The following is a 25,263-nucleotide window of genomic DNA, read 5'->3' as shown; positions in this document are numbered from 1 at the left end:
AGCGACGAACCGGAGGTGACCGGCCGATTCAGCCGTCGAACGGCAATTCCGGTTCGTACCCGACCGCGTCGACCGCCGCATCGAGGACCGTCTCCAGATTCTCGTCCTCGGTGACGCTCATGTAGTAGTCGGCGTCGACGTCACGCGAGACGTCGCTCTTGTTGCAGACCGTGATGACCGGAACGTCGTCGAACTGGTCTTCGACGGCGGCGAGGAGTTCGAGCTGTGCCTCCAGCGGGTAGCCACAGTTGGCGCTCGCGTCGATGACGAACAGCACGCAGTCCGCGAGGTGGGTGAGTGCCGAGACGGCCTGGGCCTCGATGTCGTTTCGCTCCTGGGGCGGGCGGTCGAGCAGCCCCGGCGTGTCGACGATCTGGTAGCGGATGTGCTGGCGCTCGAAGTGGCCGACACCGATTCCCTTCGTCGTGAACGGGTACGTCGCGGTCTCGCCACGCGCGTGGGTGACCGCGTTGACGAACGAGGACTTCCCGACGTTCGGGTAGCCGGCGACGACGATGGCCGGCTCGTCCGGGTTGATGTCCGGCAGCGTCTTCAGTTCGTCGCGGGCCGCGCCGATTCGCAACAGGTCGTCCTCGATCTCCTCGACGACGTCCGCGAGGCGGGCGAACGCCTGCTTGCGGTACTTCCGGGCGGTGTCGAGGTCGTTCCGGCGCATCCGGCCCTCGTACTCCTGTCGAATCTCGGCGGTCTTGCGGGAGGCCCAGGTGACCTCCGACAGCGACTTGCGCACCTCGTCGACGTCGACGATGGCGTCCGCGAGTTCGTAGTAGAACGGGTCGACCTCGTCGAAGTCCGGCCAGGCCGTGACGACGTTCTCCAGATTGTCCGAAAGGATGTTCGACGCCGTCTGGAGCATCGACGTCTGGGCGTCGTGTCCGGACTTGGCCCGGCCTGCACGGGCCGCCCGCGAGAACGCCTTGTCGATGAGTTCCTCCGACCGTGGTGTCGTCGGAAGATTCTCGAAAATCATGCACGGTCCTATGTCGAGCGGCCATAAAAGCGCGTTTATCCCGTCTCGTCCGTGTGAGGACGACTCGTTGCGGTCGCGCCGTCTCGTCCATCGGCGCGAGTGGACTGCTCGTCGGCACGAACACCTCGAGTGCATCGCCAAGAGGGCGAAACACGACGAGTGAGCAAACAGCCGGCTCCCAGAATTCTTTCCGCCTACCGCCGTTCCGCCAGCTCCGCACGCAGGTCGCTCACGTCCATGTCCTTCATCGCGAGCAACACGAGCAGGTGGTAGACGATGTCGGCGCTCTCGTGGGCAATCTCGTCGTGGTCGTCGTCCTTCGCGGCCAGAATCAGTTCCGTCGCCTCCTCCCCCAGCTTCTCCAGCACCGCGTTCTCGCCCTTCTCGTGGGTGAACAGGCTGGCGGTGTAGGAGTCCTCGGGGAGCGTTGCCTTGCGGTCTTCGATGACCGCGAACAGGTCGTCGAGTATCTCGTCGGTGGTCTCTGTCATGTGTAGTCGGCTACCTCGCGGATGTCGTCGAGTTCGGCGAACTCTTCCGGGGCGCGTCGGCCGTCCTCGTACACCTCGTCGTCGACTTCGAGAGGGGCGTTCGTCCGGGCCGCCAGCGCGAGCGAGTCGCTGGGGCGAGCGTCGATGACCACGTCGCCCCGCGGCGTGTTCACGTGCAGGTCGGCGATGTAGGTGCCCGACTCGACCTTGCTCACGACCACCTTGGTCACGCGCCCGCCGAGTTCCTCCATCACATCCAGCAAGAGGTCGTGGGTGAGCGGTCGCCCGATGTCAGTGGCGTCCAGTCCCCGGACGATGGCGATAGCCTCGTCGAACCCGATGAAGATCGGCAACACGTCGTCGTCGTCCTCGACCTCGAGGACGACGACCGGGACGGGCCCGTCCTGGGTCCCGGCGACGCGTACCGTGTCGATGGATGCCTTCATAGCCCGACGGAAGGGTGCCAGCAAGAAAAGGCTGCGTTCTCAGCGCGCGAGTTGCTCGGTTTTCCCGGCGAAGAACGCGAGCCGATGGATGCGCACGTCGGGCGTGAGTTCGGGGTGGAACGACGTCCCGATGACCGGCCCGTCCCGGACCGCGACTGGCTTGCCGTCCCACTCCGCGAGTACTTCGACGTCGTCGCCGACTGCGTCGATGAGCGGCGCGCGAATGAACACCGCCGGGAAGGGTTCGTCGAGGCCCTCGACATCGAGCGGTGCCTCGAAGCTGTCCTTCTGGCGACCGAAGGCGTTCCGGTCGACGGTCACGTCGAGCAGGTCGAGCGTCCGGACGCGGTCGTCTTTCGCGTCGGTCGAGGAGACGATGAGCCCCGCACAGGTCGCGAGCAGCGGCTTCCCGGCCGCGACGTGGTCGATTATCTCCTCGTCGATACCCTCGTCGTGGAGGAGTCTGGAGATGGTCGTCGACTCCCCACCGGGGAGCAACAGCAGGTCACAGTCGGGGACGATACCCGAGTTCCGAATCTGGTGGACGGTCACGTCCTCGCCGTGGGCCTCGCCCGCGCGCCGGATGGCGTCGGCGTGTTCCGAGACGTCGCCCTGAACGGCGATAACGCCGGCTGTCAGTGTCATACTCGGTGGTAACGACCGGTCGAAGAAAAGCGTCGTGTTCGTCCGTCGTCGACGTGCGGAGTCCGCGCCGGGTTACAGCGCGACGCGCATCACGAGGACGAGCGCACCGAAGAAGACACCGAAGGCGACGACGGTCTTGGGGTCGACTCGAATGGCGTTGCGGTCCTCGGCGTCGAAGTAGCGGACGAGTCCGGCGCTCGACATGAGGCCGCCGGAGTTCTGGCCCTTGCTCATGTCCCTCCCTCCAGTCCGGATGCCTCTAAGTCTTTCGACACGGGCCGAGTCGGGGGCGGTGGCGCCGTGGGGCCTGGCCACGGCGGTCGTGCACGACGGCTACTGGAGCGCCCGCGAACCAAACCCTTATGCGCGGTGCGCGGAAAATTTCGACTCGTTATGGCAGTCACGCTCAAGGACTTCTATGCGGACTGGTGTGGCCCGTGCAAGACGCAAGACCCCATCCTCGAGGAACTCGAGGAGGACTGGGAGGGCCGATTCACCGTCGAGAAGGTGAACGTCGACGAAGAGCAGGACGTGGCGAACGAGTACCAGGTACGCTCGCTCCCCACCCTCATCATCGAGAACGACGACGGCATCGTCGAGCGGTTCGTCGGCGTTACCCAGCGCGACGACCTCGAGGACGCTCTCGAGAAGGCCGGCGCATAGACGTCCCGCATCCTCACCGGTCGAGACGCTACCGACCATGCTATAGCATGGCCGTATTTTTCCGCGAAACGTGAGTTGCTTTCCGTGTCGATTCCTCCGGGGAGGCATCGCCCCCTGACGAGTCACACCTACTTCGAGGTGCCCCGGAGCGTCAACATCGACGACCTCGTCGAGGTGGTCGGCATCAGTGACAACGCCCACTCACAGCGGCTTCGCCGGGGGCTCTCCAGGCTCATCTACGAGACGATGGTCAACCACCGAGACGAACCGTTCGATTGCGAAGGAGAGCACCACATTTCACGGCCCTCGGTAGCCCCGCTCTCCGAGATATCCTCTCGCTGGCGAAGGCAAGACCCAAACGGAACCAACTTCGGTTTCGAAGGAAAGTCTCGTACCCCGTGACAACCACTCACAAAGTGCGGGAGGGGGCGAGCACGACCACGCACAGGTGTCGGGAGCGCCTTCTGGGGGGGAGGCGTTGGGGGGAGCGATACCGGGTCGCCGTGTCGTGCTCGCGGAAGCCGTCACCGAGACCGGCGGCTTCCGGGTCTCCCGCTTCGTTCGAACTCGCGAGTGAAACGCGGGTCGCTGTCGCGTTCTATCGCTTCCGGTCGGATACGTTCGTCAACCGGTTCTCGACAGTCCGCGTGAAGACCAGTGACGGTCTACCGGGTGCGGTCAGTTGAACCTGACGCCCACGTCGTGCATCCCGTCGTTGTAGCGGGCGATGTTGATGACCAGCGGCGTGATGCTCTCGACCTCGGCGGCGTTCGCCAGTGGCCCGGCGTGGAGCGGGCGGAGTCCCGTTATCTCGTCGGCCAGCCGCGCCACGATGTCGTTCGCGTCCGGGTCGTCGCCGACGATCAGCGTGTCGAGGTCGAGGTCGGCGTCGAGGTTCGCGAGGCGGTCCGCCGAGAGGTTGTGGAACGCGCCGACCGTCGAGACGCCCTCGGGTGCGGCCTTCGCGGCGAGTGCCGTCACCGACCCTGCGCCGGGGCGGTGGTAGTGCATCCCGTCCTCGTCGCCCTTCATCCCGACCGCGGGCGAGACGAGGATGGTGTCCTCGTCGAGCGATTCCGCGACGCTCTCGACCGTGTCCGCGACGTGGTACGGCGGGACGGCGAGGACGACGACGTCCGCGCGGTCGGCCGCCATCGCGTTCGCGAAGCCGTTGACCTTCACGTCGACGCCGCGGCTGTCGAGTTCCGTCTCGTACTCCTCGGCCATCGTCCGTGCCTTCTCCGGGTCGCGCGACCCGATGAGTACCTCGTGGTCCGTGTCGTAGGCCCAGCGCAGCGCGAGTCCTTGCCCGATGTCTCCGGTACCGCCGAGTAGTGCGATTCGCATACCCGTGTGGTGGTCGCGGACGGAAAATAAGGGTTCGGAGTCGGCAGCCCGGGCCGGTGTCAGAAGTGCGAGGCTCAGGAGAACAGACCGTGCAGCCGGTCGAACACGCCGTAGTAGATGACGACCTCCGCGAACAGGAACAGGCCGCCGACGCTCCCGGCGACCGCCCCGAGCTGGTACTCCTGTCTGAGGTCCCAGAGCATCGCGGGGTCCAGACGGCTGAACGCCGCGCCAGCGACGAGCAAGAGCGCGAGCAGGCAGCCCGAAAAGAGCCAGAGCCGGTTCGGGCTCCGGCCCTCGGCGGGGTTCTCTTTCACCGCGACGTGATACCCGAGCAAGAGCGTCAGTGGGAGTGCCGCACCGATGTAGGCGACCGTGCTGAACACGTCGGGTGGGCTGAACGTGGTGCCACCGACGACGGCCGGTGCGGCCCCGAGCGGGACCGCCCAGGAGAGACGACGAAGTACCAGACTCATTGCCGGGAGATAGCGAGCGACCGATATATAACCGCTACTCACTCGGGCGGTTTCGACCCAGTCGACGGCGAATCGGGTCGGCACTCGGGGCGAAGGCGAGCCAGCCCGCGACGAGGAGTGCCGCGAGCAACAGGAGTCCCGTCTGGAGCGTCGTCAGCGTCGGGTCCGGCACGAGGAGCGAGCCCAGTATCACCACTCCGAGGACGGTGACCGCGAACAGCCAGAGGTCCGCGATGGTCGCGTCGAGCACCCGGTGGCCGGCACGGGCGAACCAGACCCCGGCCACCAGCGCCAGCAGGATTCCCGGGGCGAACGACAGGAGTTGTGTGAACGGGTCAGGTGGGCTGAACCACGCCGGGAGTACCCAGGCGAGAAGCAGCAGTGGATACAGCGACCGCGAGAGGGAGGGCTGGTCGGGCATAGGCGATAGTTCCGAGAACGGGACCGAGAACCTTTCCCTACTGCTCGACGCCGAGCAGGCCCGGCAGCAGGTTCACGTCGTCGAGAATGGCCTTCGCGCCGTAGGCGACGAACTTCTGTTTCCCTTCGACACCGGTCAGGCCGCCCGTGAGGACGCCGACGCCGGTGTACGTCCGAGACTCGTCCTCCTCGTTGGCGCGCCGGGCCGTCGTCACGTCGTCGATGGTGTCGCCGACGAACACCACGTCCTCGCTGTCGAAGCGCTCCGCGAGCGTCATGAGGGCGTGCGGGTGCGGCTTGCCCTGCTCCCAGTCGTCCATCGTGAAGCGGTGGTCGTCGGGAATGTCGAGGCCCACCCGCGAGAGGGCGATGTCGGCCTCGGCCGACGGCCGCCCCGTGACGACGCCGACCTCGAAGTTCTCCGTGAGTATCTCGATAGTCTCGGGGTCGATGATGACCGGTTCGTCGTGGATGAACCCCGCACAGTCGATGTCCGGTTCGCCCCCTTCGAGCGTGCGGTACAGGTCGCTCCCGAGGTAGAGTTGCTGGAACACGTCGCGCAGGCGCTCGGTGTCCCACTGCTCTTTGATTCGCTCGAACGCGTTCGCACCGACTTCGGCACCCATGGCGAGCTCGGCGCTCTCCAGACCGCCGCCGTGCTCACGAATCTCGTCGGTGAACTCGTCGAGCGAGAGCGAACAGCCCTCGCGGAGCGCCAGCACGTACAGTGCGGCCGCGTACGTCAGTTCCCAATCGTTGTTGAACCCACCGGCGTCCTTGAACGACTGGATGTCCTCTTTGCGGATGGTCTGGTCGTAGACGCGCTCGACGGACTCCACGATGGCTCGGCGATAGGAGTCCGCCACGTCCACGAGCACCCCGTCGATGTCGAGGACGACCGTGTCTGCCTCCATATGCCTCGTCACGTACCCCACGGGTAAAGGGCCTATCGGACCGAGAGGTCTCGTCGTTCACTCAACGCCCAGCCCCGGGAGCCTCTCGCGCCACGTACAACGTATCACCCGGAATCGTCTCTCGCTGGACCGGAATTGCGGGCTGGTCGCCGCCGAGCGTCGTGAACACGAAGTCGGCGTCGGCCCGCGTTGCAACCTCCCAGCCCGGCCGATGCAACTCGGGCGGGAGGTTCAACGCGTACACGACGCCGGCGTCACGGTACACGTCGAGGTCGGGGTCGGTCACGTCGTCGCGGACGAATCGAATCCCATCGGGCACCGCCCGCTCGTGGACGTCGGTCGCGGTGACCCGTACCCCACGCGCAACGAGGCCGGCCGCGACGTCGGTCCGGTTGCCGATTCCGACCTCGACGGCGGCGTCGTACTTCGCTATCCACCCACAGAGAGCGGGTGTCGAATCGGTTACCACGGCGGGATGTTTATGCCCGAAGATGCCTTATCGTTTGGCATGCACGTCGACATCGTTCCTGTGGGTGACGTGTCCGCACCGGTCAAGCGGGCGGCATCCGAAGGGCTCCGGACGGTCTACGGCTGTGACGTGACCGTCCACGAGCCCCAGTCGCTCCCGAGTGGTGCGTACGACCCCAAGCGCAACCAGTACTCCGCCGAGGAGTTCATCCAGCTGGCAGAGCGCGTTGGTAACGGGGAAAAGAACATCGCCGTCACCCCCAAGGACCTCTTCTACCGGCGGCGGAACTACGTCTTCGGTCTGGCCTATCTCGACGGGAGCGGGAGCGTCGTCTCGACGTACCGCCTCCAGACCTCCAGCGACGGTGGGTTCTCACACAAGAGCTCAGAGGAGATATTCGAGGACCGCATCCGCAAGGAGATCGTCCACGAAATCGGCCACACACTCGGCCTCGAACACTGCGACAACAACCGCTGCGTGATGAACTTCTCTCCGACGGTCCGCGAGGTGGACGTGAAAGAAGAGACCCTCTGTGGCACCTGCCAGCGAATGGTGCTCTGAGGTGATGCGGGGGGAGAGCCTGCCGGAGGGCTGGGAACGAGAGTACGAAGGCCGACACGGTGCAGAGTTCTACCACGAACCGCGCAACCTGACCGTCAGCGTCCTGCCCCGGTACGACTCGCCTGGCGGTCGCGCGAGCGCGATGCGCCCCTCTGGCTACGTCGTCCGCGTCCACCGCCTGTTCTCGTCGGACTTCGCGGTCCCGTTGACAGTGGGGACCGCACAGACGTTCGGCGCGGCGAAATTGCTCGCGACCCAGTACATGGAGCAGTTCTCGACCGGGTTCGTCCGCCGCGACACGCCCGGCGAACTGGCCGCCATCGAGGCACTCTCGGCCGTCGCGGACTACTCCGACGACCTGCTGGTCAGCGTCGTCCAGTCACGCACCGGCTGGGGCCTGTCGGCGGTCGCCCACTGCGACCCGGAGACGGTCACGGTCGTCTACCGCGAGGACGACGGGACGCTCCCGGAGGCCGAGGCGAAGAGCCTGTACGAGACGGTTCGAAAGAGCATCGCGACGGTCGCTGGCGACGACCACCCGGTCGGGACGCTGACCACGACCGACGCCGGGACCGTCGTCTGGCTCACGCCGACGAGCGACCCGGCAGCCGGGACGCTGTTCCTGTTCGACCCGGACACGCCGCTGTCGGTTCCGGGGTTCTTCGAGGAGACGGCCGACCTGCTTCGTGGGCGGCAGACACTGTAGACGGGGCCGGACCCGTCAGCGCGCCCGGTACCCTTCGACGCCCGCGAACCCGAGCAACACCACCGTGGCGACCAGCGAGTACAGCTGTTCCGCCAGGCCGTTCGGGAGGACGTACTTCGAGATAGAGACGGCGAGCGCGAGGTAGCTCCCGACCGTGGAGCCGTCGACGGTGTTCGACGAGAGCGACCCCGAGGCCGCGCTCGGTCCGTCGGCGCTCCCGTCCGCGGCGGCCGGGTCCCGCGGGGTCACCCGGTCGGCCTCGTACGGCAGGTCACCGGTCTTCACCGCCCAGACGACCTCGCCGTTCTCGTCGAGTTCGACGACCCGGTCGTTGTAGGAGTCGGTGACCAGCGTGTGGCCGTTCGGCAGGCGGTCGCCGTCGCGCGGCCAGTCGAACAGGCCGCTGCCACCCGCCTCCCACGTCACCCTCCCGTCAGCGTCGAACTCGACGATGCGGTCGTGTTCGCTGTCGGCGACGAGGAGCGACCCGTCACCGAGCCGGTCGGGGTTGTGCTGCTCGTACAGCGGGCCCGCTTCCCCGTCGAACTGGTTCGGCCCGATGACCGGCTCGACCCGGACCGACCCGTCGTCGGCCACGTGGAGTTCGACCACGGTGTCGAAGTTCCGCAGGCTCACCTGGAACACGCCCGGCTCGACCCGGTCCACGTCGTTCATGTGCGTCCAGTCCGACTCGGGGCCCATGTCGGCCGGGCGGTCGTAGGTGTCCGTCGCGTTCCACTGCCACAGTTTCTCGCCCGACTCGTCGACCGCGAACACGCGGTCGTTGCCCATATCGACCAGCACGTAGCGGGGCTCGCCGTCGACCACGTATCGGTCGGCGTCGTGGAGTTCGTGCTCGTGTTTCTCCACGTCGTGCCAGGCGTACTCCCAGACCACCGCTTTCGTGTCGCGGTCGACGAGCTGGAGGGCGTTGCGCACACAGCCGTCGGACCCGTCGCTCGCGTATGGCTCGGGGCAGTCGGAATCGGGGACCGCGTCGGCGGTGGCGACCTGTATCGTCGACGCGTTCACCGGCTCCACGTCGAAGATGTCGCCCGGACCGTCGTACTCCCAGACGACCTCGCCCTGGGGCGAGAGTTCGATTACCCGTCCCTCGTCGGCGTAGCCTTGCAAGCCAACGAGCGTGTTGTGCTCGGGCGGTTCTTCGGCGACGGTCAGGTGCGGTTCAGCGGGGGCAGTGGCGAAGCCAGCGAGAGCGACAGTCAGGCAGACGAGCGCAGCGAGCGCGAACAGCCGCGCGCGGCCACCGGGCTCACGGACGGGAAGGGCCGTCGTGAGCCGTCGCAGGCGGCGAGGGAACCGTGTCACGGGCTGGGAGAACGAGGTGCTGGAACCTTACCTCTTCGATTCGATACGAACGGACGACAGGAGGACGCAGGGTGGAACGGACAGCTCAGGGCGCGTAGTAGTACTCGCCCTCGGACTTCTGCTGGCGGTCGAGCTGCGAGTCGGGCTTGTTCACCCGCGGGCGCTTGGTGCGCTCGTCACGGCGGAACGTCACGTCGAGGTTCGCGAGGAACTCGTTCATGCCCGAGCGCATGCCCTGTGGCGTGCCCGCGTGCCCGTGCTTTGCGGGCTCGCCGTCGAACACCATCAGGCGGTCCGCGAGCAGGTCTATCATGTAGATGTCGTGGTCGATGACCATGACCGTCGCGTCCTGGCTCTCGGCGTAGCGCCGGATGGCGCGCGTGGCCTGCACACGCTGTTCGACGTCGAGGTGCGCCGAGGGCTCGTCCAGCAGGTAGAGGTCGGCGTCCTCGGAGAGACACGCCGCGATGGCGACGCGCTGGCGCTCACCGCCTGAGAGGTCGGTGAGGTTCTGCTCCATGATGCGGCCGAGCTGGAGCGGGTTCGCGATTTCGGTCTCCCAGTACGAGGAGCCGAACTGGTCGGTGATGGAGGCCAGGAACGCGTCGACCCGCATGTGCTGGTCGATTTCGATGTACTGCGGCTTGTAGGAGATGTCGAGTTCGAAGTCTATCTCGCCTTTCGTGGGCTCGATAGCGCCGTTCAGGAGCTTCGCGAACGTCGACTTCCCGATACCGTTCGGGCCGACGATGCCAAGCACCTCGTTCTCGCGAATCTTCCCGCCGTCGACCGACAGGCCGAACTCGCCCTCGCCGTAGCTCATCTCGAGGTCGGGGTACTCCGCGATGACCTCGCCCTTGCTGACGGTCCGCGGGGCGTGCTCCTCGAACTTGATGGCGTTCGGCCGGATGCGCATGTTCTCGTTGTCGAGGTACCCTTTCAGGTACTCGTTGATGCCGTTCCGAACCGATTTCGGCGTCGTGATGACACCGTACGCGCCGGGCTCACCGTAGGCGACGTGAAGGTTGTCCGCGAGCAGGTCGAGGATGGCCAGGTCGTGTTCGACCACCAGCATCGACCGGTCGCCGTCCTCGGCGAGGTCGCGGATGAGCCGCGCCGCGGTGACGCGCTGGCCGATGTCCAGATAGGGCGTGATCTCGTCCAGGAAGTAGAAGTCCGCGTCCCGGGCGAGCGTCGCCGCCAGCGCCACGCGCTGGAGCTCCCCGCCGGAGAGGTTGTCGATGTCCTGGTCGAGAACTGGCGTGATCGAGAGGCGCTCGGTCAGCTCGTCGAGCACGCCCCGCTCGTCGGCGGATTCGAGTAGTGTCCGGGTGACGCCGTCGAACTGCTTGGGAATCTGGTCGACGTACTGGGGCTTGCGGGCGACGGTCACGTCGCCGTCACGCAGGTCCTTCAGGAAGTCCTGCAACTCGGTGCCGCGGTAGCGGTCGAGAATCTCGCTCCACTCGGGCTCGTGGCCGTAGTCCCCGAGGTTGGGCGAGAGTTCGCCCGCGAGGATGCGCACGGCCGTCGTCTTCCCGATACCGTTCGGCCCGAGGATACCCGTCACGCGACCCTCGTCGGGGGCGGGGAGGCCGTACAGCGAGAACGCGTTCTCGCCGTAGCGATGGGCCGGCTCCTCGGTGAGTTCCTGTGGCAGGTTGATTATTTCGATGGCGTCGAACGGGCACTTCTCGACACAGATACCACACGTCTCGCCGAGGCAGATCTCCTCGGAGATGCGCACCTGGTCCGGCTTGCCCTCCATGGCGTCCTCGCCACGCAGGGTGATACACTCCTTGCCGGTCCGGTTGGGCGGACAGTAGTTCTTGCACTCGTAGTTACAGCGGTCGGGCTGGCATCGGTCCAGGTCGACCACCGCGATGCTGTCTTCTGCCATGGTCAGTTGGCCTGTGCGCTGAGCATGATGCCCCACGTGACGAACCACATGGAGAAGGTCATGAACGCGATGAAGAGGAAGTCCTTCGCGCCGAAGTCGTCCTTGTACACGCCGAGCAGCCGCTGAACGACGGGCTGGATGGCGATTGCGACGAGGACGACGGCCTGTGCGGGCTGGTGCAGGGCGGCCGACGCAGGAGCCATATCCCCCGTGAGCCACGCGGAGACGAACGCCGCGGCGACGCCTGCGGCCGCCGACAGCGTCGTGCGCGTAACCGTCCCAAAGTGCTGACTACCCGAATCGGTGCCGGGGTCAGCTGTTTCGGTAGCCATGGTCGTTGGTGTGTGACGACTCGTAAAAAGGCGTTCGCTTGCCGATTCGCGCGTGCGTTCGCCATACCGGTTGGGGTCAATCTTTATGAGCGTGGCAGCTTTCGATTCGTAATGATGGCCGCTACAACTGGGGAAGATCTCGAGGAGCTCCCACCGAGTGCAAAGCTCGTGTTCAAGGTACTCGAGTACGACGGGCCACTCACACAGAAACAGATCGTCGAGGAGTCCATGCTCTCCGCTCGAACTGTCCGGTACGCCCTCGAACGGCTACAGGACATCGACCTCGTCAACCAGGACGTGTACTTCGCCGACGCCAGACAGAGCCTCTACGAGATAGACGAGCAAGCGGTCGCGGCGGACGGCGGCGACGCAGAGCCCTGCTGCGCCGAATAAGTCCACTCTCCTTTCGGTCTCGTCGACAGTCAGCGACAGCCACGCCGGCTGACGTATCGAACTCTAGACATCCGTGTCCTACTTGTACGTCGACCGCGACGCGATGGATATGACCGACGAGGCGGAACCCCAGCGCGCCCCACAGCAGAAGCGAACGTGGGTCATCGCGCTGGTGTTCGTGATGTTGGCCGCGAGTGTCCTCGGCGTCGCCGGGGCGTACGTATTCGGTGGCCAGGAACCCCTGAATCCACCCGAGACCGAGTTCGCGTTCGAACCGACCGGTGTGACCGAAGTGACGATTACCCACGACGGCGGGGAACCGCTCACCGCCGGGGACCTCCAGATATCCGTCGACGGCTCTGCGACGACGTGGTCTTCGACCGACTTCGGTGTCAGCCCCGACCAGCAAGTCACCGAGGGAAGCTCGACGACTATTGCCGGTGTCCAGCCGGGCCAGACCGTCCTGCTCATCTACGAACGCGGCTCCCGGACCTACGTCGTCGACCGGTACACGCTACCGGGGAACGAGACGAGCGCCTGAGCGCCCCGTCCGCCCGACCCACACCGAACCGCCTTTCTCCCCGGCCTGTCGTACCACTGCCCATGAACGTCAAACGACTCGCCATCGTGGTGGCGACGCTGTTCGTCGCGAGCATCGTCGCCGGCACGGTCCAGGCGACACCCATCGCTGGCCTCTCGGAGGCCCAGCGGACCGCCATCGGCATCGCGTTCTCGACGCCCGCTGGCCTGCTCGTCTTCGGCCTCATCGGCTCGAACTTCGACACCGACGACTACCTCGCGACCCGCTCGAAGGCGGCCATGTTCGGCGACCTCGTCTTCGTGGAACTGGCCGCGTTCATCGTCGCACTGGGTGCCGCGACCGCGTTCGAGGGGAGCCTCGGGACCCTGGCGGGCTGGATTGGCGCGGGGTCTGGCTACTTCGCGGCCTTCATCACGTTCACCTGGCGGGCGAGCGAGTATCTCGTGAACCCGAACGAGGACGAGGACGAGTAGGTGACTGTCCGCCGGTCGGGCTACTCGATGGGTGTGTTTTCCGAATGCTGCACAGCTCGGTGCTAGTTCGTTCTCGGAGAAGACGACTCGCGCTGGCGTCCACGACCGCTACCGCCCCGAACAGCACCGCAACCACATCCTCCCCAGCCGACTCCCTGCACTCCACTTCGTTCCGTTCCGGTCGCCCCTCGCGCGGCTTCCACTCGCGACTCCGCTGACGCGGAGCCCGCTCGCAAGCGCGCGCCAGGGCAGTTGCTCGGGGGTGAGGCGTGAAAAAGCGGATTCCGAGAATGCGACCCGAACTCAGGCCGTGTGAACCGTCACGGTGTTCTTGCGGTCGATGGCGCGCTCCAGTTCGTCGGCGATTGCCGAGCCACGGGAGACCTGCACTTCGCCGCCGCGGCCGACCGTCGCGGTAAAGAGATAGTCGCCATCGGCACGGACTTCAACGGTTTCGCCGGTGTGGCCGTCGACCGGGATGACGATGTGCCGGGACGTGATTTCGGGGGTGACGAGCTGGCCGGTGTCTTGCTGTCCTGATCCCTGGCTCTTGTTTCCTGCACCACCGGAGCCGCCGGTCCGGTAGTTCGGGTTCTCGTCGTGGGTTCGCACGTCGATGTCGATGCCGAGGCGGTTCTCCACGTCGGTGATGCGGCCGCCGCCCTTGCCGATGACCGCGGAGATGTCGTTCTCCTCGACGTAGACGACCGCCCTGTTCTGGCCCTTCAGGTCGACCGAGACGTGCCCGCGGGCGATGGAGCGGATCTCACGTTCGATCTCCTGTTTGGCGATGCGGTCGACGCCGGTGTCGCTCTTGCCGTCGTCGTCCGTGAGCGGGACGGTGACGACCTGGCGGTTGAAGGTGTATATCTCGTACTCGGGCCGGCCCGTCTCGAACTCGTTGATGGTGATGACGGGACGGGCGAGGTCCTCCTCGGTGAGGCCGTGGGGCACTTTCACCTCGGTCTGGACGTCGTACACCTTCGCGATCTCACCGTCCTCGATGTAGACGACGGTGTCGACGACCTGCGGAATCATGCCGAGTTCGACGCGGCCGACGAGACGCTGGAGCGCGTCGATGGCGCGGGTCGCGTGGACGACGCCGATCATGCCGACGCCCGCGAGGCGCATGTCCGCGAACACCTCGAAGTCGTTGGTCTTTCTGACCTCGTCGTAGATGGTGTAGTCCGGGCGGACCATCAGCAGGGCGTCGGCCGTGTTGGCCATCTGCCCGTCGAGTTCGGTGTACTGGGTGATTTCGGGGCCGACCTGCAGGTCGCGCGGCTTCTCCATCGTCTTGACGGAGTAGTCGTTGTCCGAGATGAAGCGGGCGACCGCCTGGGCGAACGTGGACTTCCCGGCCCCGGGCGACCCGGAGATGAGGATGCCGCGCTGGCGCTCCAGAATGCGGTCTTTGAGCTCCTGGCTGTGCTCGTAGTCCTCCATGTCCGTCTGGGCGATGGGCCGGACCGCCGTAATCTCGATACCGTCGGAGAACGGCGGGCGGGCGACGGCGATACGGTAGTTGCGGAACTGGACGATGTCCATGCCCGTGCGTGAGAGTTCGAGGAAGCCCTCGGCGGACTCCTTGGCCGCGTTGATGACCTCGTCGGCGTACTCCGCCATGGTCGCCTCCGGCAGCGGGTCGTCGGCGATGGCCACGTAGTGCATGTCGCCGATGTCGCCGCGCTTGGCCTTCGGGACGGTGCCCGTCTTGAGGTGGACGCTCATCGTCGCCTCGTCGAAGTAGTTCTCGATGGCGAGACGGTCGATTTCCCGGGCCTCGGCCGACAGGAGTTCCACGTCGAGCCCCTTCGCCTTCGCGACGTGGGACTGCACCACGTCGCTGGTGAGGAAGGTCGCGCCCATGTCGGCGGCGAGGTCGCGAATCTGGGCGTCGATCTCGCCCTCGGCGGCGTGGTCGATGCTGCGGGCGTCGGGGCGCTTGCCGACGTACTCGAGGGTGATGATCCCCTCGTCGGCGAGGTCCGCGAGCCGCTGGAGTTCTTCCAGTCCCTCCCAGCCGGTGTCGAGCCCGGCGTTCGCCTGCGATTCCAGCTCTGCGACGACGGCTTCGGGAACGGAGATAGTAGCTCCCGCGTACTCGCCGGCGTCGACTTTCTCGGACACGCGGCCGTCGATGACCACGCTCGTGTCCGGAACAACGTTCATACGCGCTGTTCGGAGGCGACGGTTCATAAGGGCACGGACGCGAGTCCACCGCGTCCCGGTCCTGCCACAGATTCCAACGCGATGAGAACGCCCCTACGGGATTAGGGCCTCCCGAACACGTTCGTCAGCTATGCAACCGGAACAGCAGTTCGGACAGGGTGGCCTGAACCGGTTCGTCGACGCCACGGCACTCGTCGACGACATCGGTCTCGACGCCGAGGAGGTCGCCTGGCGCAAGGAGTTCGTCGGGTTCGACGAGACGGACGAACGTCGTCTCGCCGACCTCGAACCGCTCCTGCGCGAACACAGGGACACCATCGCCGACGACTTCTACGACAACCTGCTGCAGTACGACCAGACGCGGGCGGTCATCGAACGCTCGCCGAAAGGGATCGAGTCACTCAAGCAGACCCAGCGGGCGTATCTCGTCTCGCTGGCGACCGGCGAGTACGACCAGGACTACTTCGTGAACCGGGCGCGCATCGGGAAACTGCACGAGATACTCGACATGCCCCTGAAGCACTACGTCGGCCAGTACGGGGTGTACTACGACCTCATCCTCTCGGAGGTCGACGACCGGGTCCAGGGGCAGGTGGTCGACGCCATCGAGCAGTGGGCCGAAGAACGAGATGACGACGTGGGGGGTGGACTCGGCAAACTCGTCGGGGCGCTCAGCTTCGGCGAGGACGCAGACGACGGCCTCGACGAATCGTTCGAGGCGACGGTCCGCGAGGCAATCCACGACGGCATGCAGGACGTACTCGCCCTGTTGCGCATCATCAACCTCGACCTGCAGGTCGCGACCGACACCTACGTCGACTCCTACAGCCAGCGCCTCGAAGACGCCATCGAGCGCCGCGAGCGACTCGCCCACGAGGTCGAGTCCGAGGTCCAGGGCCCGGTCGAGGAACTCCACGAAGCCTCCAGCGCGGTCTCCGAGAGCGCCCAGGCGATCAGTGACCTGACCGGGAGACAGGCTGCCCAGCTCCAGTCGACTGCGGGCGAACTGGACGAAGTCAGCGCGGCCGCCGAGGAGGTCGCCAGTGTCGCCGACGAGGTCCGAACCGAGAGCGAACGGACCGAGACGCTGGCCGCTGACGGAGCCGAGGCCGCCGACGGTGCACTCGACGCGCTCGCGGGCATCGAGGCGGCTGCCGAGCGGGTGGAGGACGCGGCCGCGGCGCTCGAAGCACGGACCGACGACATCGACGAGGTGGTCGACCGCATCGACGGGCTGGCCGAGCGAACGTCGGTGCTGGCGACGAACGCGAACATCGAGGCGACCCGGGCCGACGCGACCAGCGACACGCTGAGCGTCATCGCGACCGAGGTGAAGTCCTTCGCCGAGCAGGCCCAGGACGACCTCGACGAGATAGAGGAGGCGGTCGAGGGCGTCCGCGAGGCGACCACGGAGACGGTCGAGACGATGGACGAGACCGCCGAGAAGGTCGAGGAAGGGACCGACCAGGTCCGCGAGACGGTCGCGCACCTGGATTCGATTCACGAGTCCGCCCAGACCACGGCCGCCGGCATGGACGACGTGGCGGCCGCCGCCGACCAGCAAGCCGAGAGCGTCGAGACCCTCGCGACCGCTGTCGAACAGGTCGCCGGTGCGGCCGACCGGGTGGCTGGCGAGGCTGAATCGGTCGCAGCCGCGAGCGAGGAGCAGACCGCGAACGTCGCCAGCGTCGCACAGGCGGTCCGTCGGCTGACCGAGGACGAAGAGACCGACGAGTCGCCGGTCTACGAGCAGTTCGTCTCGCAGTAGCCGCCTCAACTTACTTCTCCGCCGGGCGAGTCGCCTCCGTCATGGACGAACGTACTGCTCTCACCCGCGACCTCGTCTCGATTCCGAGTCACGACGGCGAGAAATCGGCGGGGGATTTCATCGAGGAGTGGCTCCGCGAACACACCGACGCAACCGTGACGCGGGACGACGCCGGCAGTGAGGCTGGCGAACCGGCCCGCGGCGGCAACGTCGTCGCCCGAAAGGGGTCGGGCGACCGCACCCTCGCCCTCGTCGGCCACCACGACGTGGTGCCGCCGGACGAGTCACAGGTCGAAGACGACGGGAGCTACGTCGTGTACGAGGACGACGGCCGACTCTACGGCCGCGGAAGCGCGGACATGAAGGGGGCCGTCGCGGCCGCGATGCTGGCCTTCCGCGACGCCGACCCCGACTGCGAACTCGTGTTCGCCTCGTTCGTCGGCGAGGAAGTGGGGGGAATCGGCGCTCGCCACGCCATCGACCATGGCTTCGCGCCGGACCACGCCCTCGTGGCCGAGGGCTCCACTGGCTACGACTCGCCCGAAGGAATCGTCGACGTGGCGCTGGCGCACAAGGGCCGCCGGGGGAGCACCGTCACGGCCCGCGGGGCAGCCGCCCACGCCAGCGAACCCCACCTCGGCGAGAACGCAATCTACCGCGGCTGCGAGGCCGTCGAGCGAATCAAGAATCTGGAGTGGCCGACCACGGACGCCGCCGGCGAGGTGTTGGAAGGAAGCGTCGTCGTCACCGAAATCGACGGCGGGTCGGCCTGGAACGTGGTCCCCGAGACCTGCGACATCACGGTCGACGAGCGAACCGTGCCCGGCGAGCGCGCCGCCCTCGAAACCGTCGAAGAACTCGAGGGCGTGGAATGGTCCGTCGTTCAGGACCTCCCGCCGATGCGCTGTGACGACGACGCCTTCGCGGACGCGGTGCTGGCGGCAGTTCGGGACGCCCAGTCCGGTGACGGCCAGCACGTCACCAAACCCCACGCGACCGACGCCGGGTGGCTCTCGCAGGCTGGAACCGAATGCGTGGTCTGTGGTCCCAGCGAACCGGGCGAGGCCCACACCGCCGACGAGAGCGTGAGTCTGGCCGTGCTGGAGACGTGCTACGAGGCGTACCTGGAACTGGCGGATAGCTGGTCGTAGGCTGGTCGTAGGCTGGTCGTAGGCTGGTTGCGTCGGTGTCTCGATGACCGGTCTGGCGTGCGCGGTCGGCAGTCCTGAACGCCAGTGAGGGCTGCCGACGGAAGCGCACGAGGGACGACCGGAGTGACGTGGAGTGGAACGGAACGAAACGGAGGGAGTCGGCTGGGGAGGGTGTGGTGCGGTCGCGGTGCGGATGCGGATGCGGATGCGGGTGCGGTCCCCATCGCCACCAGCGCGAGTGAACTGCTCGCCCTCGCAACCCCATCCGCATCACCACTCGACCAGAACGACACCAACAGTCACCACCACCCGATTTTACGTCACCTGTCACCGAACACGAACTATGGCGTCGCCCTCCCGCAGAGCCCTCATCCAGTCGCTCGCCGTCGCGGTCCCCGCCGTCTCGGGGTGTCTGGCCGCCGAGACGGACGACAGTCCGGCGAGCACTGACACCTCGTCACCAACAGCCGACACCTCGACAGCGACCGCCGAGTCCGCCGGAGACAGCCCTACCTCGACCCCCACCAACTGCCCGGCCGAACTCCCCGACCCGCCCGCGAACCCGACCGCCGCGACGGCCCGCGGGTTCGCAGAGAGCTACGAGTACGCGGTCGCCTACAACGACGCCTGCCAGTACGAGCAGTTCTCGCTGTACGGGGTGACCGCGAGCGACGGACGCGCAGTACTCACGAGAAGTGAGAACGCGTTCTACGTCACCGCCAGGGAGAGTTACAGCTACACGGATGGTGACGCCCACGCGGACGCGGTGAGTCACGGCCTGTACCGGGTCGGCGACGGGACGTTCACCCGCGTCGACCGACGCGACGTGACCCGGACCGACTTCGACGACCGGGCCGGCCGGGACCACCCGCAGAGCCACCGACTCCACGTCCTGAATTTCGGTGCCGAATCTGTCGAGGCGACCGTCACCGTCGTCGACCGGGAGACCGGCTGGCGGGCGGAGACGACGCCCTGGCTACCGGCAGAAGCCGGTATCCGGGCGACCGTCGCCCTCGACGCTCACCCACACGACGTGACCGTCGAAGTCGGCGGCGAAACCACCAGCTACCGGGTCGCGGGCGAGGGCGGGACGGCGGCGTTCGACCGAGACGGATACGTGTTCGTGGCGGGCGACGAAATCGTGGCGGGCCGGTGGGCCGGCTTCTGACCAGACTCACCCTGCACGCCCCCGTGAGTCCCTCTCGCACCACACCGCGAGATTGATGAGTTACGAACCGAAACTGGCCGGGTATGGCAACTGAAGCCGCCACTGAAGAGTCAGGGGACCTCTATGAGGAGTTCCTCTCGACGGTCCAGCGCCTCTCGAACGTCGGCTACGCCCAGCAGGTCCTGAACTGGGACCAGGAGGTCATGATGCCCGAGGAGGGCACACGCGCCCGCTCCCAGCAGCTCTCTGCCCTCTCGGCTATCGGCCACGAACTGCTGACGAGCGACGAGATGGCTGGCTACCTCGACGACCTCGAGGCCACCGACCTCGACCCCGAACAGGAGGCGGTCGTCCGCGAGATTCGCCGAAAGCACGAGCGCGCGACCCGCGTCCCGACCGACCTCGTCCAGGAGATCTCCGAGACGACCTCCGAAGCCCACCCGAAGTGGAAGAAGGCGAAGGCCGAAGACGACTTCTCCATCTTCGCGCCGTCGCTCGAAAAGCTGGTCGAGTTGAAGAAGGAGTACGCCGAGCACATCGACCCCGAGAAGGACCCCTACGAGGTCCTCTTCGAGGACTACGAGCCGTACCTCGGCCTCGACACCGCCGAGGAGACCCTCGCCCAGCTCCGCGAAGACCTCGTCCCGCTCGTCGAGGACATCCGTGACTCCGACGTGGAACTTGCGACCCCCTTCGAGGGCGAGTTCGACGTGGAGACCCAGGAGGAACTGGCACGCGACGTCCTCGACACCGTCGGGTACGACTGGGACCGCGGCCGCCTCGACGTCGCGCCGCACCCGTTCTCGACCGGCACACAGTTCGACGCCCGCGTGACGACGCGGTTCAACCCCGCCGACCCCCTCGGCGCACTCACCTCGACCATCCACGAGTTCGGCCACGCCAGCTACACGCTCGGCCTGCCGGACGAACACTACGGCACGCCCCTGGGCGAGGCCCGCGACCTCTCCGTCCACGAGTCCCAGAGCCGCCTCTGGGAGAACCACATCGGTCGCTCCGAGGCGTTCTGGGAGCGCTTCCTGCCGGCGATGAAAGAGCGCTTCCCGCAGCTCGACGACGCCACGCCGCGTGACGTGTACGAGGCCGCGAACACGGTGAAAGAGGACAACCTCATCCGCGTCGAGGCCGACGAACTCACCTACCACATGCACATCGTGGTCCGCTTCGAGATCGAGCGCGAACTCATCTCGGGCGACCTCGACGTGGAAGACGTTCCCGAGGCCTGGAACGACAAGTACGAGGAGTACCTCGGCATCCGGCCCGACACCGACGCGGAGGGCTGCCTGCAGGACATCCACTGGAGCCACGGCTCCTTCGGCTACTTCTCGACGTACTCGCTGGGCTCCGTGCTCGCCGCACAGCTCTACGACGCCGCCGAGGACGACATCGACGGCCTCGAATCGAAGGTCCGCGAGGGCGACTTCGAGGAACTGCACGCCTGGCTCACGGACAAGATTCACCGCCACGGCAAGCGCTACACGACCGACGACCTCGTTCGCGAGGCCACCGGCGAGGACTTCACGGCCGACTACTTCGTCGACTACGTCGAGCAGAAGTACGGCGCGCTGTACGACCTCTAAGGGCCGGTCGAAGAAGGGAAGGACCAGCACCCAACCACGATTCGTTCACCGACCACCGCAAACATGCCAATCTTTTTAACTCATTAGGCGCTGGATTAGCCGTGCAAAAGGAGTCAACTCGAAGACATCTTCTCGCCGGCGGTGCGGCGCTGGCTACCGTCGGACTAGCCGGATGTACCGGTGACGACATCAGCGACAGCGACGGCGACGGGATGATAGACGAGAAGGACTACGCGCCGGACGACCCCGACGTGCAGCAGAAATCGGACCTCTCGACTGCTGCACTTGCCCCGACGGCGACGAGGACGAACCGCCAGACGACCGACGCCCAGACGGTTCGACCGACAGAGACATCGACCGCGACGCCTACGTCGACACGGACCGCGACACCGACGCCCACCGCGACGCCAACGGCCACCGCGACCACCCGCCCGCCAGACCCGAACACTCTGCAGGCGACCGGGGAGTTCTCCGTCTCGCACATCTCGGCGTACAGTTCGCAGTCGGTGACCGTCAGAATCGAACCGGACGACTCGGACTTCGAAGGCTACGACGTCGGGTCTATGGACGTCCTCATCACCGCCAGTACCTACCCTCGTGGGGACACGATAACCTATACTCGGACTGAAGGAACCCTCGACGCGACGGGGACACAAGATGTCTCGGTGGACATCGACCTCACAGAACAGGTAGGAACCGGCCTGTTACACTACGCAGCCTACGCCTTGCCAGCCGACGAGAGTCTGGACACTGTCACCGCGGAACAGGTCGAATACATCCACGAGACCGACCCGTTTACCGTTCGCGAGCGTGGTCGCATCGCACGAACGAGCGTCACGGAGTTGGATAAAGTCGGTGACGATGATGGACAGCACCACCGCAGGGAGAGCGTCGAAGGGGCGTTCAAACTGTCGTTCTCCGGGACTACGACCGGTCAGGCGTGGGACGTGAGCTTCTTCATCTACAAATCCGCGTACGTCGAGGCCGTCCGACGTGACCATGGCCGGTCTCGTCCCGAGTTCGTGAGCTTCGAGACCAGTTCCGGTTTCGCGCGGGAAATCGCGTCGATACTGTACGACGAGGCCGAGCGAAACGGCGTCACTGGAAAGCGCGAGCAAGTCGAGTTCGTCGTCGATTTCGTCCAGCACCTCCCGTACGTTCCGGACGACGTTAGCAAAGGATTCGACGATTTCACGAAGTACAGTCTGGAGACGCTGGTCGAAGCAGGTGGTGACTGTGAAGACACGAGTATCCTCCTCGCTGGCGTCCTGCAGGCGGAACCATTCGGTTACGACATGGTGCTCATCCAGCCACCGGGCCACATGGCGGTCGGAATATACGGGGGCGACGAACTTCCAGGATACTACTGGGAATACGACGGTCGGACGTACTACTACGTCGAGACGACCGGTGTCGGCTGGGGAATCGGGGACCTGCCCGACGAGTACAAGGGGGAAAAAGCGACGGTCCATCAGGTCTGAGGCCCTGGCAGTCTACCAAAATGTTCTTCTTCTGGCCTCTAGCATTTTCTGCCATGGTCCTCCATACCAGACGCGCCCTTCTCGGCAGCCTCGCCGCTGGCGTGAGTCTCCTCGCGGGCTGCAACGGTCGAAACCCCGCCAGACCCGCCCGCTTCAGCGTCACGCCGACGAGGACGACCCGCCCGGCGAACCCGGAAGCGCCGTCGCTCGACCACGACGACCTCCAGCGGCGGGTCGACGGCGACCACCGTGGGTCGTTCGTCCGGGCGTACGACCAGCGAGGACTCCACTTCCTGGTGGACCCGGATAGTCCTGTCCTGCGGACCGTCGACGACTCCGAACTCGTGTTGCGGTTCCGGGCACGGGGGTACCCCACGCCGGAGCGAGGTGGGGTGGTAGACGAGACACGGGTCACGGTCGAGCCAGCGAGCGACGGCCGGACGGGCGTGACGGTCCCGATGGACCTGGGCGACGCGCCCCAGCACCGGCCGCTCTACTACACCGTCGCGTTGCTGACCGGGGACGAGTCCGCCCACCTGGAGACCGTCCACCTTCACGAGACCGACCCGTTCCTGCCGCGGGCAGAGAGCGAGAGCCGCATCACGCCGGTCCGGTCCCGTGTGGACGAACAGTTCCCCGGCACCGCGGCCGACGGTGGCGGCCGCCGGACCAGCGTGGAGGGAGCCATCCGGGTGGCGTACCCAGTCGGCGACCGGCGAGTCGCGCTCTCGGTTCCCAAGTCGGCCTACCTGCTGGCAGAGCACTACGGGTTCGAAGCACTGGGTCGCGACGAACTCGTCTCGGCGTCCGTCGAAGACGGCGTCGTCCCCCACCTCGCCCGGAGCATCGTCAGCCAGGCAACGGCCGACGGCGTCGCGCGCACGCCACGTGAACTGGTCGGCCGCGCCGTCGACGTGGTGCAGGCGTTGCCGAACGGTCCCGACTCGGTGACCGGGACGTACGACCGTCAGCGGAAGTCACTCGCGAAAACGGTCGTCGACCTCGGGGGCGACAGCGAGGACCGGTCGTTGCTGCTTGCCGGTATCCTCCAGACCGGACAGTTCGGCGTGGACGCCATCGTGGTCGATTTCGACGGCCACGCTGCTATCGGGGTGGCGACCGGGTCGGCGACGGGATACACCTACGAAGTGAACGGAAGGGCGTACGCCCACGTCGAGACCACCGAACTGGGGTGGGAGATTGGTGAGGTCCCCGAAGCCCACCGGGACGTGCCGTTCGAGTGGTACGACATCTGAACCGGTGACGTCCCCGCACGGCGGACCCCGGGCTTGATTACCGCGACGGCCCCAGTCTGTCATATGGCAGCATACGACGACCTGCTCGACCGGTATCGCCGTCTCGCCAACATCGGGAACGCCGCGGGTCTGTTGAACTGGGACCAGCAGGTGATGATGCCGGCGGGCGGGACACCCGCGCGCTCGCAGCAACTCGCCGCGCTCTCGACGACACGCCACGAGTTGCTCGTGGCTGACGAGACCGCGGACCTGCTCGATTCGGCCGACGACGAGAGCCTCGAACCCGACGAGCAGGCGGTCGTCCGCGAGGTTCGACGCGAGTACGAACGCGAGACTGACGTGCCGAGCGACCTCGTGGACGAACTCACCCGAACCCAGTCCGACGCCCAGGAGACCTGGCAGGACGCCAAGGCGGCGGACGACTTCGAGTCGTTCGCGCCGACACTGCGGAGCCTGCGCGACCTGCATCGTGAGCGCGCCGGACACATCGACGACTCGAAGTCGCCCTACGAGGTGATGTTCGAGGACGGCGAGCCGTACCTGCCGCTCTCGCGGGTCGAGCAGGTGTTCGAGGAGCTGAAAGCCGAGCTTCCTGCCCTCATCGAGGCGATTCGAGAATCGGACGCCGAGGTCGCGTGGCCCTTCGAGGGGAGCTACAGCGAGGAGGCCCAGCTGGGCCTCTGCGAGGACGCACTGGACTTCCTCGGGTACGACTGGGACCGCGGCCGCCTCGACACCGCTCCACACCCGTTCATGTCCGGCAACCAGTTCGACGCCCGCATCACGACACGGTTCAACGACGGCGAACCGCTCGACGCGCTGACCGCGGCCATCCACGAGTTCGGCCACGCGACCTACCAGCTGGGCCTGCGTGACGACGCCTACGCGACCCCGCTGGGCGAGCCCCGGTCGTCGGGCGTCCACGAGTCACAGAGCCGATTCTGGGAGAACCACGTCGGCCGCAGTCGCGCCTTCTGGGAGGCGTTCCTCCCGAAGTTCACCGACCGGTTCCCGCAGCATTCGGACGCGACCGTCGACGACCTCTACCAGGCCGCGAACAAGGTCCGACCGGACAACCGCATCCGCGTCGAGGCCGACGAGATAACCTACCACCTCCACATCATCCTGCGGTGTGAGATAGACCGTGCCTTCGTCGAGGGCGACCTGCCAGCCGACGAGATTCCCGCGACGTGGAACGAGAAGATGGACGACTACCTCGGCGTTCGGCCGGAGACCGACGCCGAGGGCTGTCTGCAGGATATCCACTGGTCCTACGGGTTCGCCGGCTTCCAGAACTACACCGTCGGGAGCGTGCTCGCGGCACAGCTGGAGGCAGCCATGGAAGCCGACATCGGTGACCTCGACGAGCACATCAGACGGGGGGAGTTCGAGCCGATGCACGAGTGGCTCACCGAGAATATCCACGAACAGGGGTGCCGGTACACCACGGACGAACTCATCCAGGAGGCGACCGGCGAACCCCTCACTGCGGAGTACTACCTCGACCACGTCCGCGAGAAGTACGGCGAACTGTACGACCTGTAGGGGTTCACCGCCGGCCCGGCGCTCACG

28 protein-coding genes are annotated in these 25,263 nt (G+C 66.3%); 14 read left to right on the top strand and 14 right to left on the bottom strand.

Going from position 1 to position 25,263, the window contains the following annotated elements:
- Positions 1–28: 28 nt before the first annotated feature.
- The 5 genes from ACSC1R_RS08170 to ACSC1R_RS08150 form a co-directional block, all read right to left on the bottom strand.
- Positions 29–991: an NOG1 family protein gene (locus ACSC1R_RS08170; protein ID WP_439028569.1), complete on the bottom strand. Its 963-nt coding sequence runs from the start codon at positions 989–991 to the stop codon at positions 29–31.
- Positions 992–1,185: 194 nt separating this feature from the next.
- On the bottom strand, positions 1,186–1,482 hold the full coding sequence (gene hisE, locus ACSC1R_RS08165; protein ID WP_439028568.1) for a phosphoribosyl-ATP diphosphatase: 297 nt from the start codon (positions 1,480–1,482) through the stop codon (positions 1,186–1,188).
- Positions 1,479–1,928, bottom strand: a complete 450-nt coding sequence (locus ACSC1R_RS08160) for a bifunctional nuclease family protein (protein WP_439028567.1) — start codon at positions 1,926–1,928, stop codon at positions 1,479–1,481. The genes hisE and ACSC1R_RS08160 overlap by 4 nt, the downstream gene beginning before the upstream one ends.
- A 39-nt stretch (positions 1,929–1,967) precedes the next feature.
- A complete protein-coding gene (gene pdxT / locus ACSC1R_RS08155) occupies positions 1,968–2,573 on the bottom strand; it encodes a pyridoxal 5'-phosphate synthase glutaminase subunit PdxT (protein WP_439028566.1) in 606 nt (201 codons plus the stop codon).
- A gap of 72 nt (positions 2,574–2,645) precedes the next feature.
- On the bottom strand, positions 2,646–2,807 hold the full coding sequence (locus ACSC1R_RS08150; RefSeq protein ID WP_439028565.1) for a preprotein translocase subunit Sec61beta: 162 nt from the start codon (positions 2,805–2,807) through the stop codon (positions 2,646–2,648).
- A 159-nt stretch (positions 2,808–2,966) separates the two neighbouring features.
- Between ACSC1R_RS08150 and ACSC1R_RS08145 the strand changes: the two genes are divergently transcribed.
- A complete protein-coding gene (locus ACSC1R_RS08145; protein WP_267642008.1) occupies positions 2,967–3,236 on the top strand; it encodes a thioredoxin family protein in 270 nt (89 codons plus the stop codon).
- Between the two features lie 84 nt (positions 3,237–3,320).
- Positions 3,321–3,638 (top strand): helix-turn-helix domain-containing protein, encoded by a 318-nt coding sequence (locus ACSC1R_RS08140; RefSeq protein ID WP_439028564.1) that lies wholly within the window; start codon positions 3,321–3,323, stop codon positions 3,636–3,638.
- A 276-nt stretch (positions 3,639–3,914) separates the two neighbouring features.
- On the opposite strand, the gene npdG is transcribed toward ACSC1R_RS08140, so the two are convergent.
- From npdG to ACSC1R_RS08115, 5 genes are all read right to left on the bottom strand, one after another.
- Positions 3,915–4,583, bottom strand: coding sequence for an NADPH-dependent F420 reductase (gene npdG / locus ACSC1R_RS08135; protein WP_439028563.1), 669 nt, complete (start codon positions 4,581–4,583; stop codon positions 3,915–3,917).
- A 74-nt stretch (positions 4,584–4,657) separates the two neighbouring features.
- Complete coding sequence (locus tag ACSC1R_RS08130; protein WP_439028562.1) at positions 4,658–5,059, bottom strand: hypothetical protein; 402 nt, start codon at positions 5,057–5,059, stop codon at positions 4,658–4,660.
- 34 nt (positions 5,060–5,093) lie between these two features.
- Positions 5,094–5,480, bottom strand: a complete 387-nt coding sequence (locus tag ACSC1R_RS08125) for a hypothetical protein (protein ID WP_439028561.1) — start codon at positions 5,478–5,480, stop codon at positions 5,094–5,096.
- Positions 5,481–5,517: 37 nt separating this feature from the next.
- Positions 5,518–6,393 carry a TIGR01548 family HAD-type hydrolase gene (locus ACSC1R_RS08120; RefSeq protein ID WP_439028560.1) on the bottom strand — a complete coding sequence of 292 codons (876 nt, stop codon included), beginning with the start codon at positions 6,391–6,393 and terminating at the stop codon, positions 5,518–5,520.
- Positions 6,394–6,454: 61 nt separating this feature from the next.
- Complete coding sequence (locus tag ACSC1R_RS08115) at positions 6,455–6,862, bottom strand: UPF0146 family protein (protein WP_439028559.1); 408 nt, start codon at positions 6,860–6,862, stop codon at positions 6,455–6,457.
- 39 nt (positions 6,863–6,901) lie between these two features.
- Between ACSC1R_RS08115 and ACSC1R_RS08110 the strand changes: the two genes are divergently transcribed.
- Both ACSC1R_RS08110 and ACSC1R_RS08105 read left to right on the top strand, forming a co-directional pair.
- Positions 6,902–7,423, top strand: coding sequence for an archaemetzincin family Zn-dependent metalloprotease (locus tag ACSC1R_RS08110; RefSeq protein ID WP_439028558.1), 522 nt, complete (start codon positions 6,902–6,904; stop codon positions 7,421–7,423).
- Positions 7,424–7,427: 4 nt separating this feature from the next.
- Complete coding sequence (locus tag ACSC1R_RS08105; RefSeq protein ID WP_439028557.1) at positions 7,428–8,129, top strand: hypothetical protein; 702 nt, start codon at positions 7,428–7,430, stop codon at positions 8,127–8,129.
- Positions 8,130–8,144: 15 nt separating this feature from the next.
- Here ACSC1R_RS08105 and ACSC1R_RS08100 read toward each other — a convergent pair whose 3' ends face one another.
- The 3 genes from ACSC1R_RS08100 to ACSC1R_RS08090 form a co-directional block, all read right to left on the bottom strand.
- Complete coding sequence (locus ACSC1R_RS08100; protein WP_439028556.1) at positions 8,145–9,458, bottom strand: outer membrane protein assembly factor BamB family protein; 1,314 nt, start codon at positions 9,456–9,458, stop codon at positions 8,145–8,147.
- Between the two features lie 85 nt (positions 9,459–9,543).
- Positions 9,544–11,358 carry a ribosome biogenesis/translation initiation ATPase RLI gene (locus tag ACSC1R_RS08095; RefSeq protein WP_439028555.1) on the bottom strand — a complete coding sequence of 605 codons (1,815 nt, stop codon included), beginning with the start codon at positions 11,356–11,358 and terminating at the stop codon, positions 9,544–9,546.
- Positions 11,359–11,360: 2 nt separating this feature from the next.
- Positions 11,361–11,690 carry a hypothetical protein gene (locus ACSC1R_RS08090; protein WP_439028554.1) on the bottom strand — a complete coding sequence of 110 codons (330 nt, stop codon included), beginning with the start codon at positions 11,688–11,690 and terminating at the stop codon, positions 11,361–11,363.
- A 114-nt stretch (positions 11,691–11,804) separates the two neighbouring features.
- Between ACSC1R_RS08090 and ACSC1R_RS08085 the strand changes: the two genes are divergently transcribed.
- The 3 genes from ACSC1R_RS08085 to ACSC1R_RS08075 all read left to right on the top strand — a co-directional run bounded on the left by ACSC1R_RS08085 (position 11,805) and on the right by ACSC1R_RS08075 (position 13,097).
- Positions 11,805–12,083: a MarR family transcriptional regulator gene (locus tag ACSC1R_RS08085; protein ID WP_267643114.1), complete on the top strand. Its 279-nt coding sequence runs from the start codon at positions 11,805–11,807 to the stop codon at positions 12,081–12,083.
- Between the two features lie 109 nt (positions 12,084–12,192).
- On the top strand, positions 12,193–12,624 hold the full coding sequence (locus tag ACSC1R_RS08080; protein ID WP_439028553.1) for a type IV pilin N-terminal domain-containing protein: 432 nt from the start codon (positions 12,193–12,195) through the stop codon (positions 12,622–12,624).
- Between the two features lie 62 nt (positions 12,625–12,686).
- Positions 12,687–13,097: a hypothetical protein gene (locus ACSC1R_RS08075; protein ID WP_439028552.1), complete on the top strand. Its 411-nt coding sequence runs from the start codon at positions 12,687–12,689 to the stop codon at positions 13,095–13,097.
- 303 nt (positions 13,098–13,400) lie between these two features.
- Here ACSC1R_RS08075 and ACSC1R_RS08070 read toward each other — a convergent pair whose 3' ends face one another.
- On the bottom strand, positions 13,401–15,269 hold the full coding sequence (locus tag ACSC1R_RS08070; RefSeq protein ID WP_439028551.1) for a PINc/VapC family ATPase: 1,869 nt from the start codon (positions 15,267–15,269) through the stop codon (positions 13,401–13,403).
- 130 nt (positions 15,270–15,399) lie between these two features.
- Between ACSC1R_RS08070 and ACSC1R_RS08065 the strand changes: the two genes are divergently transcribed.
- From ACSC1R_RS08065 to ACSC1R_RS08035, 7 genes are all read left to right on the top strand, one after another.
- A complete protein-coding gene (locus ACSC1R_RS08065) occupies positions 15,400–17,037 on the top strand; it encodes a protoglobin domain-containing protein (protein WP_439028550.1) in 1,638 nt (545 codons plus the stop codon).
- 41 nt (positions 17,038–17,078) lie between these two features.
- On the top strand, positions 17,079–18,188 hold the full coding sequence (locus ACSC1R_RS08060; RefSeq protein ID WP_439028549.1) for a M20 family metallopeptidase: 1,110 nt from the start codon (positions 17,079–17,081) through the stop codon (positions 18,186–18,188).
- A gap of 343 nt (positions 18,189–18,531) precedes the next feature.
- Positions 18,532–19,356: a hypothetical protein gene (locus tag ACSC1R_RS08055; protein WP_439028548.1), complete on the top strand. Its 825-nt coding sequence runs from the start codon at positions 18,532–18,534 to the stop codon at positions 19,354–19,356.
- A gap of 83 nt (positions 19,357–19,439) precedes the next feature.
- Positions 19,440–20,954, top strand: a complete 1,515-nt coding sequence (locus ACSC1R_RS08050) for a carboxypeptidase M32 (RefSeq protein WP_439028547.1) — start codon at positions 19,440–19,442, stop codon at positions 20,952–20,954.
- Between the two features lie 101 nt (positions 20,955–21,055).
- Complete coding sequence (locus tag ACSC1R_RS08045; RefSeq protein WP_439028546.1) at positions 21,056–22,435, top strand: hypothetical protein; 1,380 nt, start codon at positions 21,056–21,058, stop codon at positions 22,433–22,435.
- Between the two features lie 53 nt (positions 22,436–22,488).
- The gene (locus ACSC1R_RS08040; protein ID WP_439028545.1) at positions 22,489–23,691 is read left to right on the top strand and encodes a hypothetical protein; all 1,203 of its coding nucleotides are present in this window, start codon (positions 22,489–22,491) and stop codon (positions 23,689–23,691) included.
- 63 nt (positions 23,692–23,754) lie between these two features.
- On the top strand, positions 23,755–25,236 hold the full coding sequence (locus ACSC1R_RS08035) for a carboxypeptidase M32 (RefSeq protein WP_439028544.1): 1,482 nt from the start codon (positions 23,755–23,757) through the stop codon (positions 25,234–25,236).
- Positions 25,237–25,263: the final 27 nt, after the last annotated feature.

Source organism: Haloarchaeobius ordinarius (genome assembly GCF_051801355.1).
GTDB lineage: Archaea > Halobacteriota > Halobacteria > Halobacteriales > Natrialbaceae > Haloarchaeobius.
This window is presented reverse-complemented; position numbering and strand designations above follow the sequence as displayed.

Bases quoted from the DNA above. Each gene is read 5' to 3' on its own strand.
- ACSC1R_RS08105 (WP_439028557.1), top strand. From the start codon at position 7,428: ATGCGGGGGGAGAGCCTGCCGGAGGGCTGGGAACGAGAGTACGAAGGC.
- ACSC1R_RS08125 (WP_439028561.1), bottom strand. From the start codon at position 5,480: ATGCCCGACCAGCCCTCCCTCTCGCGGTCGCTGTATCCACTGCTGCTT.
- ACSC1R_RS08080 (WP_439028553.1), top strand. From the start codon at position 12,193: ATGACCGACGAGGCGGAACCCCAGCGCGCCCCACAGCAGAAGCGAACG.
- pdxT (WP_439028566.1), bottom strand. From the start codon at position 2,573: ATGACACTGACAGCCGGCGTTATCGCCGTTCAGGGCGACGTCTCGGAA.
- ACSC1R_RS08120 (WP_439028560.1), bottom strand. From the start codon at position 6,393: ATGGAGGCAGACACGGTCGTCCTCGACATCGACGGGGTGCTCGTGGAC.
- ACSC1R_RS08130 (WP_439028562.1), bottom strand. From the start codon at position 5,059: ATGAGTCTGGTACTTCGTCGTCTCTCCTGGGCGGTCCCGCTCGGGGCC.
- ACSC1R_RS08035 (WP_439028544.1), top strand. From the start codon at position 23,755: ATGGCAGCATACGACGACCTGCTCGACCGGTATCGCCGTCTCGCCAAC.
- ACSC1R_RS08160 (WP_439028567.1), bottom strand. From the start codon at position 1,928: ATGAAGGCATCCATCGACACGGTACGCGTCGCCGGGACCCAGGACGGG.
- ACSC1R_RS08095 (WP_439028555.1), bottom strand. From the start codon at position 11,358: ATGGCAGAAGACAGCATCGCGGTGGTCGACCTGGACCGATGCCAGCCC.
- ACSC1R_RS08150 (WP_439028565.1), bottom strand. From the start codon at position 2,807: ATGAGCAAGGGCCAGAACTCCGGCGGCCTCATGTCGAGCGCCGGACTC.
- ACSC1R_RS08040 (WP_439028545.1), top strand. From the start codon at position 22,489: ATGGTCCTCCATACCAGACGCGCCCTTCTCGGCAGCCTCGCCGCTGGC.
- ACSC1R_RS08060 (WP_439028549.1), top strand. From the start codon at position 17,079: ATGGACGAACGTACTGCTCTCACCCGCGACCTCGTCTCGATTCCGAGT.
- ACSC1R_RS08090 (WP_439028554.1), bottom strand. From the start codon at position 11,690: ATGGCTACCGAAACAGCTGACCCCGGCACCGATTCGGGTAGTCAGCAC.
- ACSC1R_RS08170 (WP_439028569.1), bottom strand. From the start codon at position 991: ATGATTTTCGAGAATCTTCCGACGACACCACGGTCGGAGGAACTCATC.
- ACSC1R_RS08050 (WP_439028547.1), top strand. From the start codon at position 19,440: ATGGCAACTGAAGCCGCCACTGAAGAGTCAGGGGACCTCTATGAGGAG.
- ACSC1R_RS08075 (WP_439028552.1), top strand. From the start codon at position 12,687: ATGAACGTCAAACGACTCGCCATCGTGGTGGCGACGCTGTTCGTCGCG.
- hisE (WP_439028568.1), bottom strand. From the start codon at position 1,482: ATGACAGAGACCACCGACGAGATACTCGACGACCTGTTCGCGGTCATC.
- ACSC1R_RS08085 (WP_267643114.1), top strand. From the start codon at position 11,805: ATGGCCGCTACAACTGGGGAAGATCTCGAGGAGCTCCCACCGAGTGCA.
- ACSC1R_RS08145 (WP_267642008.1), top strand. From the start codon at position 2,967: ATGGCAGTCACGCTCAAGGACTTCTATGCGGACTGGTGTGGCCCGTGC.
- npdG (WP_439028563.1), bottom strand. From the start codon at position 4,583: ATGCGAATCGCACTACTCGGCGGTACCGGAGACATCGGGCAAGGACTC.
- ACSC1R_RS08055 (WP_439028548.1), top strand. From the start codon at position 18,532: ATGGCGTCGCCCTCCCGCAGAGCCCTCATCCAGTCGCTCGCCGTCGCG.
- ACSC1R_RS08110 (WP_439028558.1), top strand. From the start codon at position 6,902: ATGCACGTCGACATCGTTCCTGTGGGTGACGTGTCCGCACCGGTCAAG.
- ACSC1R_RS08070 (WP_439028551.1), bottom strand. From the start codon at position 15,269: ATGAACGTTGTTCCGGACACGAGCGTGGTCATCGACGGCCGCGTGTCC.
- ACSC1R_RS08065 (WP_439028550.1), top strand. From the start codon at position 15,400: ATGCAACCGGAACAGCAGTTCGGACAGGGTGGCCTGAACCGGTTCGTC.